This is a genomic window from Hydrogenophaga bisanensis, assembly GCF_042665135.1.
In the GTDB taxonomy this organism is placed as follows: domain Bacteria; phylum Pseudomonadota; class Gammaproteobacteria; order Burkholderiales; family Burkholderiaceae_C; genus Hydrogenophaga; species Hydrogenophaga bisanensis.
Genome location: NZ_JBHTBX010000002.1, coordinates 229,676 through 241,727 on the forward strand (window position 1 = coordinate 229,676; position 12,052 = coordinate 241,727).

Annotated in this window: 12 protein-coding genes and 1 tRNA gene; 9 read left to right on the forward strand and 4 right to left on the reverse strand. The window is 67.1% G+C overall.

The genetic code is table 11. The features are described from left to right. The first annotated feature begins 61 nt into the window (after positions 1-61). A complete protein-coding gene (locus tag ACFQNJ_RS03765; RefSeq protein WP_382253925.1) occupies positions 62-1,009 on the forward strand; it encodes an NAD-dependent epimerase/dehydratase family protein in 948 nt (315 codons plus the stop codon). On the opposite strand, the gene ACFQNJ_RS03770 is transcribed toward ACFQNJ_RS03765, so the two are convergent. Next, entirely contained in the window at positions 985-1,968 is a 984-nt protein-coding gene (locus tag ACFQNJ_RS03770; protein WP_382253927.1) for a calcium/sodium antiporter, read from the reverse strand. The genes ACFQNJ_RS03765 and ACFQNJ_RS03770 overlap by 25 nt on opposite strands. Before the next feature lie 85 nt (positions 1,969-2,053). Between ACFQNJ_RS03770 and ACFQNJ_RS03775 the strand changes: the two genes are divergently transcribed. After that, positions 2,054-2,779: a glycoside hydrolase family 24 protein gene (locus ACFQNJ_RS03775; protein WP_382253929.1), complete on the forward strand. Its 726-nt coding sequence runs from the start codon at positions 2,054-2,056 to the stop codon at positions 2,777-2,779. A gap of 2 nt (positions 2,780-2,781) precedes the next feature. Here the strand turns inward: ACFQNJ_RS03775 and ACFQNJ_RS03780 are convergent. Next, positions 2,782-2,868 (reverse strand) — tRNA-Leu (locus ACFQNJ_RS03780). A gap of 37 nt (positions 2,869-2,905) precedes the next feature. On the opposite strand from ACFQNJ_RS03780, the gene cysM reads away from it, so the two are divergent. The 4 genes from cysM (at position 2,906) to ACFQNJ_RS03800 (ending at position 5,726) form a co-directional block, all read left to right on the forward strand. Continuing rightward, on the forward strand, positions 2,906-3,808 hold the full coding sequence (gene cysM / locus ACFQNJ_RS03785; protein WP_374641174.1) for a cysteine synthase CysM: 903 nt from the start codon (positions 2,906-2,908) through the stop codon (positions 3,806-3,808). Further along, the gene (locus ACFQNJ_RS03790; protein ID WP_374641173.1) at positions 3,808-4,347 is read left to right on the forward strand and encodes an NUDIX domain-containing protein; all 540 of its coding nucleotides are present in this window, start codon (positions 3,808-3,810) and stop codon (positions 4,345-4,347) included. The genes cysM and ACFQNJ_RS03790 overlap by 1 nt, the downstream gene beginning before the upstream one ends. Positions 4,348-4,411: 64 nt before the next feature. Further along, positions 4,412-4,639: a sulfurtransferase TusA family protein gene (locus tag ACFQNJ_RS03795; RefSeq protein WP_374641172.1), complete on the forward strand. Its 228-nt coding sequence runs from the start codon at positions 4,412-4,414 to the stop codon at positions 4,637-4,639. A 40-nt stretch (positions 4,640-4,679) separates the two neighbouring features. Then, positions 4,680-5,726 carry an NAD(P)-dependent oxidoreductase gene (locus ACFQNJ_RS03800; RefSeq protein WP_382253930.1) on the forward strand — a complete coding sequence of 349 codons (1,047 nt, stop codon included), beginning with the start codon at positions 4,680-4,682 and terminating at the stop codon, positions 5,724-5,726. 52 nt (positions 5,727-5,778) lie between these two features. Here the strand turns inward: ACFQNJ_RS03800 and ACFQNJ_RS03805 are convergent, their stop codons facing one another. Continuing rightward, on the reverse strand, positions 5,779-8,673 hold the full coding sequence (locus tag ACFQNJ_RS03805) for a valine--tRNA ligase (protein ID WP_382253931.1): 2,895 nt from the start codon (positions 8,671-8,673) through the stop codon (positions 5,779-5,781). An 82-nt stretch (positions 8,674-8,755) separates the two neighbouring features. Next, complete coding sequence (locus ACFQNJ_RS03810; RefSeq protein ID WP_382253932.1) at positions 8,756-9,454, reverse strand: pseudouridine synthase; 699 nt, start codon at positions 9,452-9,454, stop codon at positions 8,756-8,758. A gap of 103 nt (positions 9,455-9,557) precedes the next feature. On the opposite strand from ACFQNJ_RS03810, the gene ACFQNJ_RS03815 reads away from it, so the two are divergent. Genes ACFQNJ_RS03815 through ACFQNJ_RS03825 form a run of 3 tightly spaced genes read left to right on the forward strand, consistent with a single transcriptional unit; the run spans position 9,558 to position 12,048 of the window. Continuing rightward, positions 9,558-10,373 (forward strand): CsgG/HfaB family protein, encoded by an 816-nt coding sequence (locus ACFQNJ_RS03815; protein ID WP_374641168.1) that lies wholly within the window; start codon positions 9,558-9,560, stop codon positions 10,371-10,373. Between the two features lie 24 nt (positions 10,374-10,397). Then, entirely contained in the window at positions 10,398-11,174 is a 777-nt protein-coding gene (yaaA, locus tag ACFQNJ_RS03820; RefSeq protein WP_382253933.1) for a peroxide stress protein YaaA, read from the forward strand. 13 nt (positions 11,175-11,187) lie between these two features. Beyond that, complete coding sequence (locus ACFQNJ_RS03825) at positions 11,188-12,048, forward strand: 2OG-Fe(II) oxygenase (protein WP_382253935.1); 861 nt, start codon at positions 11,188-11,190, stop codon at positions 12,046-12,048. The last annotated feature ends 4 nt before the right edge of the window (positions 12,049-12,052 follow it).

Consider the following 12,052-nt stretch of genomic DNA (forward strand, 5'->3'; position numbering starts at 1 on the left):
GCAGGCACCGGCGGTGCCCGTCGCGAACAGCAAACGCAAATTGTCTCAAATATCCTCTGACATGGGTCTCATTGGTGCTTTGCCGGCCAGGTTCCGGCGCGAACGCGTGCTGATCGTCGGTTGCGGTGACGTCGGGCAGCGGGTGGTGCGGGAGCTGGGCCACGGCCGCCGGCTGCAACTGCTGGCGCTGACGTCCACGCCTGAGCGGCGCCCGGGTCTGCGCCAGCGCGGCGTCCGCCCCCTGCTGGGGAATCTGGACGATCCGAAGTCGCTGGCCCGCCTGGCCGGCGTCGCGACCCGGGTGCTGCACCTGGCACCGCCGCCCTCGCAGGACCTGGCTGACTGGCGACGCGATCCGCGCACCCGCGCCCTGTTGCGGGCGCTGGCATTGCGAACCCATCCGGCCACCCTGGTCTACGGATCCACCAGCGGGGTGTACGGGGATCGTCAGGGGCAGTGGGTGGGGGAACACGCGACCGTCTCCCCGCAGACCCCGCGCGCGTGGCGGCGGGTGGACGCCGAGCAGCAGGTGCACTGGTTCGGTCGCCGTCATGGGGTGAGGACCACGGTCCTGCGCATTCCGGGCATCTATGCGCCCGACCGGGAAGGCGGCACGCCGCGCGATCGGCTGCTTCGCGGCACGCCCGTGTTGCGCCCCGAAGACGATGTCTACACCAACCACATCCACGCCGATGATCTGGCGCGGGCCTGTGCCCGGGCATTGTGGATGGCCCGCCCCCAGCGCAACCTGCACGTGAGCGACGACTCGGACCTGCGCATGGGGGATTACTTTGATCTGGCGGCCGATCTCTATGGGCTGCCCAGGCCACCCCGCATTGCACGGGATGCGGCATCTGCCGAGTTGCCGCTGATGCTGCTGAGCTTCATGAGCGAGTCGCGGCGCCTGCGCAATGACCGGATCAAGCACGAATTGCGTTTGCGTTTGCGCTACCCCACGGTCAGCGAGGGCCTGCGCGGCCTGGGTCATCCACCCGCCGAAAAACCGTAGCCACCCAGCACCCAGCCCAGATAGGCGACATAGGCCGCCAGCAGCAGTGCGCCGGCCCAAGGCTGGACCCGGGCGGCCCTTCGTCCGGGGCGCCAGGCCAGAACGACCAGGGCCAGCGTGAGGCCGGCCATGGCGGGCAGATCCCGGTGCAGTGCGGCGTATTCGATCCCCACAGGGGTCAGCAGCACCGCCAGCCCCACCACCGCCAGCAGGTTGAACAGGCTGGCCCCCACCACATGACCGAGCACGAGATCGGACATGCCACGCCGGATCAGGGCCACACAGGCCACCAGTTCCGGCAGGGCCGTGCCCGCCGCCATGGCGGTCAGACCCACCAGCCACTCACCGGCACCGAGCCAGTGGGCCATGTCGGCCGCTGCCCAGACCAGCAGGCGGGCACTGGCGGCCAGAACGATGACACCCAGCGCGATCCACGCCCAGGCCCGCCAGGCCGGCATCGCCAGTGCCTGTGCGCCCTGGGCCGCCTCATTCGGCAACGGGTCATGGGGACTGCGCCGGATCTGGCGGACGGTCCACCCCAGCAACAGGCTGAAGGCCACCAGAAGACCCAGACCGTCCCACCGGCTGAGTTCGCGATCCAGTGCCAGCAGGGCGGTCAGGCCGATGGCCACCGCGAGCACCATCAGTTCCCGGGTTACCAGACCCGAGCGCACCACCAGCGGCCCGGCCAGGGCGGCGCTGCCCACGATCAGCGACAGCAGCACCATGTTGGCCCCCCATGCGGTTCCCACGGCCAGCGAGGGGGATTCGGCCAGGGCCGCCACCACGCCGACCGCCAGTTCCGGCGCAGCCGCGCCGAAGCCTCCCACCAGCAGACCCACCAGGCGCGGCGACATGCCACTGTGGGCGGCCGCCGCGACCGTGCCATCGACCAGGCGGTCAGCACTCCAGGTGAGCAGGGCCAGGGCCAGGAAGAAGGCGACAACCGAATAGATCATGGCGCGTGAGGACGATGTGCGCGGATTGTGACAGGACGACGGGGGCGGTCATCCGGGCACAATAGGCAGGATCTCCTTGCACGCCATGCCCCTGCGACATCCGCCCTTGCCCCAACGTCTGCCGTCTGCTTCTCTGGCGGTTCGCCTGGCGCTGGCACTGGGGGCATCGGTCCTCATCCTGGCGGCCCTGTGGTGGTGGCGCCCGGCGCTGTTGCTGCCTGGTACCCGAGGCCTGGTGATGGAGGGAGGGGATCCGTACCTGCGTGCCCTCATGCGCACCATCTCGGCCAGCGAATCCAATGTGCTGCGCCCTTATCACGTGGTGCATGGCGGCGATTCGGTGGTGTCGCTGGATCAGCACCCCAACCGCTGCGAGTCGATCGGCGGGGGGCCGAACCGGGGCAATTGTTCCACCGCTGCCGGTCGTTACCAGTTGCTGTACGGCACCTGGCTGGAGCTGGCCGCCAAGCATCACCCGGACCACACGGACGACCCGCTCGACGCCACTCGCCTGAGCTTTGCGCCGCGCTATCAGGACCTGGTGGTGCATGCCTGGCTGGCCGATCCGCGGGCCTGGGGCGGCATGGATGTGGCGCAACAGCTCAGGCAGGGCCGGGTGCAGCCGGTGCTGCGGCGTCTTTCGTCGGCATGGACCAGTCTGGGTTACGGCATCGAGAGCAACCGCATGTCGCGGCAGCTGCCGCGCATCTACCAGGACCTCTTGCGCGAAGAACTGGCGCGGGCCGGTGTGGATCCGGCGGATGCGGCGCCCAAAAGAAAGGACCGCGCGGCCGATGCCGGGCGGTCCTGACCTGGTGCCGGAGGCCGGACTCGAACCGGCACACCATCTCTGGCGGGGGATTTTGAATCCCCTGCGTCTACCGATTTCGCCACTCCGGCAGGTAGGGAAGTCGCAAATTATGGCACAGTGGCGGGCATGAACTATCCCACCATCGAAGACGCCATCGGCCGCACGCCGCTGGTGGCCCTGCAGCGCATCGGGGCCGAAGCCAACCGCGTTCGCGGCAACGTCATCCTGGGCAAGCTGGAAGGCAACAACCCGGCCGGCTCCGTCAAGGACCGCCCGGCGCTGTCCATGATCCAGCGGGCGCAGGAGCGTGGTGACATCCAGCCCGGTGACACGCTGATCGAGGCGACGTCGGGCAACACGGGCATCGCCCTGGCCATGGCGGCGGCCATCAAGGGCTACCGCATGGTGCTGATCATGCCGGAGGACCTGTCCATTGAGCGCGCCCAGACCATGAAGGCTTTCGGTGCCGAACTGATCCTCACGCCCAAGAGCGGGGGCATGGAGTACGCACGCGACCTGGCCGACAAGATGGAGAAGGAGGGCAAGGGACGCGTGCTGGACCAGTTTGCCAATGCCGACAACCCGCGCATCCACTACGAGACGACCGGACCGGAGCTGTGGGAGCAGACCGGTGGGCGCATCACCCACTTTGTCAGCGCCATGGGCACCACCGGCACCATCACCGGCGTCTCGCGGTTCCTCAAGGAAAAGAATCCGGCGATCCGCATCGTGGGTGCCCAGCCCAGCGAAGGTTCGCGCATTCCCGGCATCCGCAAGTGGCCGCAGGAGTACCTGCCCAAGATCTACGACCCGTCCGGCGTGGATGAGCTGGTCTACGTGAGCCAGGCCGACGCCGAGGACATGTGCCGCCGCCTGGCCCGCGAGGAGGGCATCTTCGCGGGCATCTCGGCTGCGGGTGCCTGCTGGGTGGCCCAGCAGATCGCAGCGACGGCAGAGAATGCCACGATCGCCTTCATCGTCTGCGATCGGGGGGACCGGTACCTGTCCACCGGCGTGTTTCCGGCCTGATGCAGACAGCCGCCTACCGATTCTGTCCGCTGTGCGGCCACGGGCTGGCCCTCTCGGGTCGGGAGGAGGACGGCGGCTGGAAGCAGCGCTGGCGCTGCACCGCGTGCGATTTCACCCACTGGAACAACCCGACACCGGTGCTGGCGGCGATTGTCGAGCTCGATGGCAAGGTGCTCCTGGCCCGCAACGCGGCCTGGCAGCAGCGCATGTTCGCGCTGATCACCGGGTTCATGGAGGCGGGCGAAACGCCCGAAGAGGGCATTCGGCGGGAAATTGCCGAGGAGACCGGGCTGGTGACCGACAGCTTGGAACTGGTGGGGGTGCACGATTTTCAGCGCATGAATCAGGTGGTGATCACCTATCACGCCCGTGCCCACGGTGAAGTCAGGCTGTCTCCGGAGCTTGCCGAGTACCGCCTGTTCGAGCCCGCTCAGATCCGATGCTGGCGCGCCGGGACGGGGCTGGCCCTGGCCGACTGGCTGCGCCGTCGGGGGATCGAGCCGGTGTTCATGGAGCCAGCGCCGACCGCGGGGACCTGAAGCCCCCAATGGACCGCGAGCCGCGGCGGGCCTTTAGAATCTCGATTCCACAGGAACCTTCGCCATGAACGCCCACAAAGAACTGGATGCCCGCGGGCTCAACTGCCCCCTGCCGATTCTCAAAGCCAAGAAAGCCCTGGCGGACATGCACAGTGGTGAGCTGCTCAAGGTGATTGCCACGGATGCCGGCTCGGTGCGGGACTTCCAGGCGTTTGCCAAGCAAACCGGCAACGAGCTGGTCGAACAACAGACCGTGGACGGCGATTTCATCACGATCCTCAAACGCCGCTGAGCGCTTGATCACCGCCAGGGTTGCCGACCAAGGAACGCGAATGGATGTCCTGCTGGTCGAACCACTGGTGTCGGACGCCCTGCTGTGGCTGCAGGAGCGGTATGAGGTGAGCTACCAGCCCGAGCTGGCCGATGATCCGATCGCGCTGCGCAATGCCAGCTACAAGACGCGGGCCATCGTCCTGCCGCCACACGTGATCGTGTCGCAGCAGTTTCTGGACTTCTCGCCGTGCCTGCAGGTGGTGGCCCGCATGCAGATCTCCAGCGACAACACCGATGTGGAAGCCTGCCAGCGCCGCGGCATCCGTCTGGTGCAGGCCCGCAGCGCCACCGTCCGGTCGAATGCCGAGTACATCCTGTATGGGCTGCTGATGCTGTACCGGCGCGGCATGGTCAGCGCCCTGCTGGGGCGAAAGATTTCCCAGGTGCGCATGGGACGGGAACTGGCGGGCAGCACGGTCGGGTTGCTGGGGCTCGCCCCGGTGGCCCACACCCTGGCGCCCATGCTCAAGGGGCTGGGTGTTCGCCTGCTGGGCTACGATCCCGCCGTGCACCATGCCGCGCCGCTGTGGCAACGTCTGGGTGTGGAGCCGGTAACGGTCCAGCAGTTGCTCGCCCGTTCGGATGCGGTGTCCCTGCAGGTGGTGTATGCCTCGCGGTTCAAGGGCTGGATCAACGAGCGACTGCTCAATCACTGCAAGCCCGGACAGCTCTGGGTGGGTGTTAGCCGGGGTGCCTTGTTCGATCCCGAGGCGCTGGCGCTGGCCTTGACCGATGGACGCATCGATGCCTGCCTGCTGGACGGCGCCAGCCCCCAGTTTGCGGCGGAAGGCACCCCGTTGTACGGGATCCCGAACCTGCACCTGACGCCCCGACTGGGCTCCCACACCCGGGAAGCCAAGCTGCGGGCGAGCTGGTACGTGGCCCATCGGATTCATGAAACCCTGTCGCCCGCATCGGTGCAGTCAGAGGCCAGGGTCAGCGATTTCCCGGTCTCTGACGGGCTGGAAGGCGCAGACAGCCAGTTGGGCGATCCCCAGGCGGTGACGCCGTCCCAGTGGGGGAACCTGCGGCTGCACGCCCGCTGAGCCAGGATGTCTGGCTCGGCGCCAGCTCCCACCGGCGCCGAGCCAAGCACATTCAGACCAAGCGCGCCAGTTGCTCGCGCACCTTGGCCAGCGTGGCGCCGAAGTCGGCGACGCGCTTCTTCTCCTGCTCGATGACCGCCGGCGGCGCCTTGGCCACGAAGGCTTCGTTGGACAGCTTGCCGTTGGCCTTCGCGATTTCGCCCTCTAGCCGTGCAGCCTCCTTGGTCAGACGGGCCTTCTCGGCGGCGACGTCGATTTCCATGAACAGGCACAGGCGGGCCTCGCCAACCACCGCCACGGGGGCGGCCTGCGCGGCTGTGGCCCAGCTGGCCTCGTCGTCGAACACCTTCACTTCGGCCAGCTTGGCCAGGCCTTGCAGCACGGCGGCGTAGCGGCTCATGAAGTCGGCATCGCCGACCACATACATCGGCAGGCGGGTGGCGGGCGACACGTTGAGTTCACCGCGCAGCGTGCGGCAGGCGTCCACCAGGCTCTTGAGCTTGGCGACCTCGGCCTCGGCGGCCTCGTCGATGCGCTCCGGCTGGCTGACCGGGTAGGCGGCGATGCTCACGGATTCACCCGCTCGCCCGGCGACCGGGGCGACCTTTTGCCACAACTCTTCGGTGATGAAGGGAATGATGGGATGGGCCAGGCGCAGGATGGTCTCCAGCGTGCGGATCAGGGTGCGGCGGGTGGCGCGCTGCTGCGGGGCCTCGCCGGTCTGGATCTGCACCTTGGCGATTTCCAGGTACCAGTCACAGAACTCGTTCCAGACGAAGTCGTAGAGGGCATTGGCCACGTTGTCCAGCCGGTACTCGGCAAAGCCCTGGGCCACGGCCGCTTCCACGCGCTGCAACTGCGAGACGATCCAGCGGTCGGCATGGCTGAACGTCAGGTAGCCGTGCGCCTTGCCGCCGACGGTGCAGTCGGCCTTGGTGTGCTCCATCAGGCCGCAGTCGTGGCCCTCGCAGTTCATCAGCACGAAACGGGTGGCGTTCCAGAGCTTGTTGCAGAAGTTGCGGTAGCCTTCGCAGCGCTTGCTGTCGAAGTTGATGCTGCGGCCCAGCGAGGCCAGCGCGGCGAAGGTGAAGCGCAGTGCGTCGGCGCCGTAGGCCGGGATACCGTCAGGGAATTCCTTTTCGGTCTGCTTGCGCACCTTGGGCGCGGTCTCGGGCTTGCGCAGACCGGTGGTGCGCTTGACCAGCAGCGGCTCCAGCGCAATGCCGTCGATCAGGTCCACCGGGTCGAGCACGTTGCCTTCGGACTTGCTCATCTTCTGGCCCTGCGCGTCGCGCACCAGACCGTGGATGTAGACGTCCTTGAACGGTACGCGGCCCGTGAAGTGGGTGGTCATCATGATCATCCTGGCCACCCAGAAGAAGATGATGTCGTAGCCCGTGACCAGCACGCTGCTGGGCAGGTAGAGGTTGTAGTCGTCGGTAGCGGCTTCGCTCTGATCTGGCCAGCCCATGGTGGAGAAGGGCACCAGCGCCGAGGAATACCAGGTGTCGAGCACGTCCGGGTCGCGGGTGAGTGTCTTGCCCGCGCCGGCCAGGGCCTGCGCTTCTGCCTCATTGCGCGCCACGTAGACCTGGCCCTGTTCGTCGTACCAGGCGGGGATCTGGTGGCCCCACCAGAGCTGGCGGGAGATACACCAGTCCTGGATGTTGTTCATCCACTGGTTGTAGGTGTTGACCCAGTTCTCGGGCACGAACTTCACCTGGCCGCTGGCCACGGCGTCGATGGCTTTCTGGGCGATGCTCTTGCCGGTCGGGTCCTGGTCGCTGACCTTGCTCATGGCCACGAACCACTGGTCGGTCAGCATGGGCTCGACCACCTGGCCGGTGCGGGCGCAGCGCGGGACCATCAGCTTGTGTTTTTTGACCTCGACCAGCAGGCCGGCGGCTTCGAGGTCGGCCACCACCTGCTTGCGCGCGACGAAGCGGTCCAGGCCGCGGTACTTCTCGGGCGCGTTGTCGTTGATGGTGGCGTTGAGGTGCAGCACCCCGATGATGGGCAGCTGGTGGCGCTGGCCGACGGCGTAGTCGTTGGCGTCGTGGGCGGGCGTGACCTTGACCACGCCGGTGCCGAATTCTCGGTCCACGTATTCGTCGGCGATCACCGGAATTTCGCGCTCGCACAGCGGCAGCTTCACGTACTGGCCGATCAGGTGGCGGTAGCGCTCGTCCTCGGGGTGGACCATCACGGCCACGTCACCCAGCAGGGTCTCGGGTCGGGTGGTGGCCACCGTCAGGTGGCCGCTGCCGTTGACCAGCGGGTAGGCGATGTGCCAGAGCGAGCCGTCTTCCTCTTCGCTTTCCACCTCCAGGTCGGACACGGCCGACATCAGCACCGGGTCCCAGTTGACCAGGCGCTTGCCGCGGTAGATCAGGCCCTGCTGGTAGAGCTTGACGAAGGTCTCGGTCACCACGGTCGAGAGCTTCTCGTCCATGGTGAAGTACTCGCGGCTCCAGTCCACGCTGTCGCCCATGCGGCGCATCTGTGTGGTGATGGTGTTGCCCGACTGCTCCTTCCACTCCCAGACCTTGGCGACAAAGTTCTGGCGGCCCAGGTCGTGGCGGCTGATCTTCTGTTCCTGCAGCTGGCGCTCGACCACGATCTGGGTCGCGATGCCGGCGTGGTCGGTGCCGGGAATCCAGGCGGTGTTGAAGCCGCTCATGCGGTGGTAACGCGTGAGCGAGTCCATGATGGTCTGGTTGAACGCGTGGCCCATGTGCAGCGTGCCCGTCACGTTGGGCGGCGGCAGCTGGATGGCGAAGTTCTTCCCGGCCGCGGCCGCTTCGGCGCTGGGGGCCGAGGTGCCCCGGAACCCGGCAACGCCGTAGCCGCGCTTTTCCCATTCGGGACCCCAGTGGGCTTCGAGCGCGGCGGGCTCGAAGGACTTGGACAGGGACTGCAGGCCGGGTTGCTCGGGTGGCTGGGACATGGTCGTTCAGGGGGTGGGGATCTGGCTCGGGACCGACCGGGCTGGAGCGGTCGCGCAAACCTTCGATTTTACGGGGGCCGGGTCAGAGTGAACGGCCTGCCCAGGCATTCCAGCTGGCATCAGGTTCGCAGGTGATGGAGAGTGCCTGCCCGCTGACCGGATGGGTCAGTGCCAGTCCGGTGGCATGCAGCCAGAGCCGCTGGTGACCGAGCCAGGCTGCCAGGGCCCGGTTCAAGGGCCCCTTGCCGTGCGTGGAGTCGCCGATGATGGGGTGGGCCATGTGCTTGAGGTGCCGCCGGATCTGGTGCCGCCGCCCGGTCAGGGGGTGCAACTCGACCAGGGCGCAGCGCGTGCTGGCAAAGCCGCTGTGGGGCACCGGCAATGCATGCCGGGCGAGGGTTCTGAACCGGGTTTGCGCGGGCTGGACTTCCTCGCGTCCGGTGCGCATGTCGTCGGGCATGCGGCGCAGCGGGTGGTCGATCAGCCCCTCGTCCGCTGGCCACCCGCGCACGATGGCCAGGTAGGTCTTGCGGATGCCTTCCCCCGTCTGGAACGACTCGCCCAGGCGGCGGGCGGTGAGGGCATCCAGCGCGAACAGCAGCACACCGCTGGTGCCCTTGTCCAGCCGGTGCACGGGCCAGACGGGCTGGCCGATCTGGTCCCGCAGCATCTGCATGGCAAACCGGGTCTCGCCCGCATCCAGGCCGGTGCGGTGCACCAGCAATCCGGGAGGCTTGTCGATGGCCACCAGGTGATCGTCCTGGAAGAGAAGTCGGAGCATGGCCTCCGATTGTGCGGGAGTGTCGCAGGTACACTTTCCACGCAGGGGGGCTGACGGGCAGGCAATGCCGGGCCTGACATCAGCACCATCCGAGGATCGAACCATGCGAGGCCACTTTTTTCTGCCCGTTCTGACAGCCCTGAGCCTGTTGCTGACCGCCTGCGGCAAGCAGGGCGTCGAGCTGGGAGAGGGGGGCTCTGTGGTCAAGGGGTCGGCCGGTCCTGCGGGGGCCAGTCAGGCGGCCGCCGAATTGCGCACCTGCACCGAGCCGGTGGCGGTGGTGTCGCTGATGGAGAACCCCAATGGCTATGTGGGCATCGGCCGGGGAGGACTGCCCGATTCCCCGTTGCCCTTGGTGCGTGTGATCATGCAGCAAAGCGGCTGCTTCCGGATTGTCGACCGGCATTCCGGACTCAAGGCGACCGTGCGTGAGCATGAGCTCAAGGAAGACGGCATCCTTCGGCAGGATGACACCACGGTCCGCAAGGGCCGGGGCATCGTGGCCCAGTACACGCTGGTGCCCAGCCTGACCTTTTCCGAGCAGGATGCCGGCCGACAGATCGGGGGCATCCTGGCGCAGATTCCCGGGCTGAACGTGCTGGCCGGTGCGGCCGAAAATGTCAAGCTCAAGGAGGCGCAGGTGGTGCTGCTGTTGACCGACAACGAAACCACCGAACAGTTGTCGGCGGCCACCGGCGCAGCCCGCAGCACCGATCTGGGCATCGGCGGTCTGGTCATCGGCAAGGCGGGTGGTGCCGGCGGCATGGGCTGGAGCAACACCAATGAAGCCAAGGTCATCGCTGCGGCATTCCTGGATGCGCACAATCACCTGGTCAATGAGGTGCAGCGACTGGTTGCCAAGCCGCTGCCCGAAGCCGTGCCCACCCGTCCGGCAGCGCCGGCGGCGGGCAAATCCTGAATTCGATTCCACCCAATCTGTCCGATGCTGTTCGTGATCTCTCCGGCCAAGGCGCTCGACTACGAGACCCCGCCGCACGTCAAGACCCACACCCAGCCGCTGTTCGTGCCACAGGCCAGCGAACTGATCGATGTCCTCAAGGCCAAGTCGCCCCAGGAGGTGGCCAGCCTGATGGATCTGTCCGATCAGCTGGCCGGCCTGAACGTGGCTCGCTATCAGGCCTGGGCGCCGACCTTCAGTGCCCGCAACTCGAAGCAGGCCGTGCTGGCGTTTGATGGCGACGTCTATGGCGGGCTGGACGCCCGGTCGCTGCCGGCCGAGGACCTGGACTGGCTGCAGCAGCATCTGTGCATCCTCAGTGGCCTGTATGGGGTGTTGCGACCGCTGGACTGGATGCAACCATACCGACTGGAGATGGGTACCCGGCTGGCCACGGCCAAGGGGCGAAACCTGTATCAGTTCTGGGGCAGCCAGATCGCCGACTACCTGAACCAGCGGGCGGCGGCCGATCGCACGCCGGTGGTGGTCAACCTGGCCAGTGAAGAGTATTTCAAGGCGGTGGACCTCAAGGCGCTCAAACCCCGCGTCGTGTCCTGTGTGTTCGAAGAACGCAAGGGTGATGGCTACAAGATCATCAGCTTCATGGCCAAGCGGGCGCGTGGCCTGATGATTCGCTACGCGACGGCGATCCGCGCGGAGCATGTCGAACAGCTGCAGGGCTTCGATCTGGAGGGCTACCGCTACGTGCCGTCGGTATCCAGTCCTGACCGTCTGGTGTTCCGGCGCGAGGGCAAAGGCTGATCAGGAGGGCAAGATGCGCCAGTCTGTGACACCCGAACTGCGCCAGTGGATCATTGAGCAGGCGCAGGCCGGATTTGCACCCGAAGCGGTGGTCGAGGCCATGAAAGCCTCGGGCTGGGACGAGACGGTGGCGATCGAGGCGCTGGAGACCACCTTGCGGGACCATTTGCAGGGTCTGTCGTCGGGGCAGTCGGTCCAGCCACTGCCCGGTGGCGGGTCGCCGGTGCCCGACGTCCGGCTGGAGGGTTCGCCGCGCGAAGTCGACCTGGGTGACCGGGTGGTGCAAATCCTGGTGTCGCTGCGCCAGCCTCGCCTGGTGGTGCTGGGCAACCTGCTGGCCCAGGACGAGTGTGATCAGCTGATCGAACTGGCCAGACCCCGCATGGCCCGGTCGATGACCGTACAGACCCGCACCGGCGGCCAGGAAACCAACCCGGACCGCACCAGCAACGGCATGTTCTTCAACCGGGGTGAGCATCCCCTGGTGGCGGCGATCGAATCGCGGATTGCCCGGCTGGTGGGCTGGCCGGCCTCCCATGGCGAGGGCATCCAGGTGCTCAACTACCGGGAAGGGGCCGAGTACAAGCCCCACTACGACTACTTCGATCCGGCCGAGCCGGGCACGCCCACCATTCTCAAGCGGGGTGGCCAGCGGGTGGCCACGCTGGTGATGTACCTCAATGATCCGGCGCAGGGTGGTGGCACCACTTTTCCGGACATCGGGCTGGAAGTGGCACCCCAGAAGGGCAACGCGGTCTTCTTCAGCTACGATCGTCCCCATCCCTCCACTCGGACCCTGCACGGCGGTGCGCCGGTGCTGGCGGGCGAGAAATGGGTGGCCACCAAGTGGCTGCGCCAGCGCGAATTCAACTGAGCAC

Coding starts and splice junctions, on each gene's coding strand:
- ACFQNJ_RS03770 (WP_382253927.1), bottom strand. CDS start 1,968: ATGATCTATTCGGTTGTCGCCTTCTTCCTGGCCCTGGCCCTGCTCACC.
- ACFQNJ_RS03800 (WP_382253930.1), top strand. CDS start 4,680: ATGGATGTCCTGCTGGTCGAACCACTGGTGTCGGACGCCCTGCTGTGG.
- ACFQNJ_RS03825 (WP_382253935.1), top strand. CDS start 11,188: ATGCGCCAGTCTGTGACACCCGAACTGCGCCAGTGGATCATTGAGCAG.
- ACFQNJ_RS03805 (WP_382253931.1), bottom strand. CDS start 8,673: ATGTCCCAGCCACCCGAGCAACCCGGCCTGCAGTCCCTGTCCAAGTCC.
- ACFQNJ_RS03775 (WP_382253929.1), top strand. CDS start 2,054: ATGCCCCTGCGACATCCGCCCTTGCCCCAACGTCTGCCGTCTGCTTCT.
- ACFQNJ_RS03790 (WP_374641173.1), top strand. CDS start 3,808: ATGCAGACAGCCGCCTACCGATTCTGTCCGCTGTGCGGCCACGGGCTG.
- ACFQNJ_RS03765 (WP_382253925.1), top strand. CDS start 62: ATGGGTCTCATTGGTGCTTTGCCGGCCAGGTTCCGGCGCGAACGCGTG.
- ACFQNJ_RS03810 (WP_382253932.1), bottom strand. CDS start 9,454: ATGCTCCGACTTCTCTTCCAGGACGATCACCTGGTGGCCATCGACAAG.
- ACFQNJ_RS03815 (WP_374641168.1), top strand. CDS start 9,558: ATGCGAGGCCACTTTTTTCTGCCCGTTCTGACAGCCCTGAGCCTGTTG.
- ACFQNJ_RS03795 (WP_374641172.1), top strand. CDS start 4,412: ATGAACGCCCACAAAGAACTGGATGCCCGCGGGCTCAACTGCCCCCTG.
- yaaA (WP_382253933.1), top strand. CDS start 10,398: ATGCTGTTCGTGATCTCTCCGGCCAAGGCGCTCGACTACGAGACCCCG.
- cysM (WP_374641174.1), top strand. CDS start 2,906: ATGAACTATCCCACCATCGAAGACGCCATCGGCCGCACGCCGCTGGTG.